Below are 3,379 nucleotides of genomic sequence, written 5' to 3'. Positions count from 1 at the left end.
GGGGGCGGGCGGGCGTGTGGGGCGCGGGGGGGGGGGGGGGGGGGGGGGGGGGGCGGGGGGGGGGGGGGGGGGGGGGGCGCCCGCCCCCCCCCCCCCCCGGGGGGCCCCCCGCCTCGCCTGCCTGTCCATCCTCGGTTCGTTACCTGGGCGCCTGTCCGGCCGGTGCGCCCACGAGTCTGGCCAGTCCGGTCCCGGCCTCAGGAGATCCGGATGGAGGACATTTGGTCGTTCGCCGTTCCCACGTACGGATTGTCCGCCGTGTACGTCCACTTGGTGCCGTCGAAGTTTCCGTCCTGGTAGACCTCGACCGTCCAGCCGGCCGGTACCTTGAGTGAGCTCATGGTGTCGTTCGCGATACCCGCGGCCTCCATCTGAGCCACCGTGTAGCTGCCCTTCGCCAAGGAGACCGCGCTCCCGGCGTAGTTGGCGTCCCCGTAGAACGTCGTCGCACTCGACGATCCCGAGAGGGTCACGTAGTCGATGTTCGCCGCGACGTCACCGGAGTCGTACTGGAGCTTGATCGTCGCTCCGTCGGGGACGGAGACCGCCACGGTGGTGTCAGCGAACGTGGAGTTCCAGTTCCCGGTGTACGGGAAGTCGACCTTGCGGATATAACTGCCGTTGACGTAGAGGCTGAGCTTGGCTCCGTTGTTGGCGCTGGCGGTTCTGAAGGTGAGCGAACTCGCCGATGACAGGTTGCGGAACTCGACGCCTGCCCCAGCCTTGTCGATGCTTCCGACCAGTTGGCCGTTCGACGCCGACGAAGCCGATTCGTTCCTCCCGGTCCCGTATTTCTGGCCGGTCTCCGCTTCGATCTTCCCGGAGAGCTTCTGGGCGGCGAGGGTGTACGTCATCGCCGCGAGTCCGGAGGCCACCCCCGTTGACCGCCCGTTCGTCAGGGTCTGGTCGAAAGAGGCCGAGGGGAGGTCGTTGTTCCGGTGATCGTAGGACGACTGCGCGTTGTCGCCGAGCCAGTCGATGTACTGGCTCTGCTTGCCCATCGTGATGAACTTGTACAGTCCGCGGAGGAAGATGCCCTTGAAGACCGTCTCGTAGCTGTTCACCGGGTCGGGCCGGTAGAGGCCGCTCTCGCCGACAGCATCCTCATTGACGATGATCTGCTTGCTGCCGGTCGTGAAGTGGGCCTTCGCGAAGTCGACGACCTTCCTGCCGTCCGTGATGTAGGTGGCGTTCTTCGTCAGGTCGTAGAGGTTGGCGCCCATTTCCAGGAAGACGCCGGCATTGTAGGTGTAGAGGTTGTTGTCCCAGTCGCGTCCGGAGAAGGAGTTCTGGAGGCTGCCGTCCGACCGGAGGAAGCTGGTCTTCAGCCAGTTGTAGGTGTCCTGGGCGATCTGCAGATACGTCTTGTCGGTGTTCATCGGGTTGTTGTGCACCGTGACGTTCGGGTAGTAGCGGGCCAGTTCGGCCGCCGCGATCCCGAAGCCGTTCGAGGGGACGTCCTTCTGGTCCTTGGCCGTGCGCTCCCGCCAGAAGCCGCCGCCGTCGACGCTGTCGTAGTAGTCCTTGTAGAAGAAGTCCAGGTGCCACTTCGCCTGGTCGAGCATGTGCTGGTCACCCGTGGCCTCGAACGCGTCGAGGGCGAACTGCGTGGCCCAGGAGTAGTCGTCGTTCCAGTCCGTGTCGTTTCCGATCCACGACTTCGGGTTCCCGAAGCGGTTGGCGGAGTGGGTGTTCTCGTACCGGTAGTAGGTCTCGCTGATCTTGTCCTTCCACTGTCCGGTCAGCCGTGAGGCGTCCGTCAGGGTCTCGCGGTCGAAGGATGCCTCCCAGAAGTGGATGGCTCCGCCGTCGGTCTGGGTTGTTTTGAAGTCACCTCCGTTGATGTAGTAGTTGTTGAGGAAGGAGTTCACCGTCCTGACGAGGTCGGACTGGTTGAAGGTGGAGGCCGCGCTCGCTCTCGTGATGTTGGCCAGCAGGCCGGTGATGAGCAGGGTGAACGCGATCACTAACCCTGTCGCTCTCAGGGCGTAGGTCTGGTTCCTCATGGACTGCGGCTCCTTGTGGGTGTCGGTGAACGGCGTGATGCGAGTGGCGCGGAGTGGTTCCCGGTGTTCGTGCGGGGGGGGCGGCCGGGGCGAAGGGTCAGCCTTTGACGCCGCCGGCGGTCAGGCCGCTCACGATGCGGCGTTGCAGCAGCAGCACGACGACGATCAGCGGGATCGTCACGACGAGGCCGGCGGCCATCGTCTGGGTGTAGGGGACGATGTGGGGTCCCGCGGTGAAGTTCGCGATGGCGACCGTCGAGGGCGCTACCCCTGTGGCGCCGTTGGACAGCACGCTGGACAGCAAGTACTCGTTCCAGGATGCGAGGAAGACAAGGATGGACGTGGTGAACACGGCCGGGGCGGCCAGCGGCAGGATGACCAGTCGGAACGCCTGCCCCGGGGTGGCGCCGTCGACCCGGGCTGCTTCTTCGAGGTTCCATGGCATGGCGGCGAAGAAGCTGGTCAGCGTGTAGACGGCCAGCGGCAGCGAGAAGGAGATCTGCGGCAGGGCCAGCGCCTGGTAGGTGCCCAGCCAGTGCCAGCTGCTGAAGAGCTGGAAGAGCGGGGTGAGGATGGCGACGCCGGGGAACATCGAGGCTCCGAGGATCGCCGCCAGCACAATGCCTTTGCCGCGGAAGGACAGGCGGGCCAGTGCGTACGCCGCGAAGACGCCGATGACCATGGACAGGGCGGTGACCACCGTGCCGATGACGAGGCTGTTCAGCAGTGACCGCGCGAAGGGGTTGTAGTCCGCGTTGAACGCGTACTTGAAGTTGTCGAAGGTGACGTGGCTGAACCACAGGTCGGTCGAGAAGGTGTAGGCGCTGTCCCGGAAGGAGAGCACCAGCATCCAGTAGAACGGCGCCAGACACCACAGGATGATGATCACCGTGGTCGCGGCGGTGCCGACGGTGTTCCAGCGGATCTTCCGACGCTGCCGCGGCCGGACCGAGGTCCTGGTGGTGCGGGCCGGCAGTGCGGTGGTGGTAACCATCTCACCTCACCGCCTTCGCGTGCGCGCCGAGGATGTTGGCGTTGAACAAGCGGACCATTCCGAACGCGATGACGAAGATGAATACGAAGGTGATCGTGGACAGCGCGGATGCCGAGTTGGCTCCCCTGGTGAGTTGGTCGACCACGAGGATCGAGCTTGTCGTCGTGCCGTTGGCGCCACCGGTGAGGATCTTCGGCAGGTCGTACATGCGCAGCGTGTCCAGGGCGCGGAAGATGACCGCGACGGCCAGGGCCGGTTTCACCAGCGGCAGTGTCACGCTGGTGAAAAGCCGCCCCGCCGTCGCCCCCGCGCTCGTGGCCGCCGCGGTTGTGTCCTCGGGGGGGTTGTGGAGGGCCGCCCGGGACAGCACTGCGGTGTA

The 3,379-nt window shown here is 65.6% G+C and carries 3 protein-coding genes; all 3 read right to left on the bottom strand.

Annotation, left to right across the window (positions count from 1 at the left end):
• Positions 1–197: 197 nt before the first annotated feature.
• On the bottom strand, positions 198–2,006 hold the full coding sequence (locus tag ACFV2J_RS35000) for a glycoside hydrolase family 76 protein (protein WP_385442462.1): 1,809 nt from the start codon (positions 2,004–2,006) through the stop codon (positions 198–200).
• Positions 2,007–2,103: 97 nt separating this feature from the next.
• A complete protein-coding gene (locus ACFV2J_RS34995) occupies positions 2,104–3,000 on the bottom strand; it encodes a carbohydrate ABC transporter permease (protein WP_385093264.1) in 897 nt (298 codons plus the stop codon).
• Between the two features lies 1 nt (position 3,001).
• Positions 3,002–3,379 (bottom strand): ABC transporter permease subunit (locus ACFV2J_RS34990; RefSeq protein ID WP_385442459.1); only part of this gene is annotated, 378 nt, incomplete at its 5' end.

It is taken from the genome of Streptomyces sp. NPDC059668 (assembly GCF_042734135.1).
Classification (GTDB): domain Bacteria; phylum Actinomycetota; class Actinomycetes; order Streptomycetales; family Streptomycetaceae; genus Streptomyces.
The sequence above is the reverse complement of the archived record's forward strand: the minus strand, read 5'-3'. Positions and strand labels throughout refer to the sequence as shown.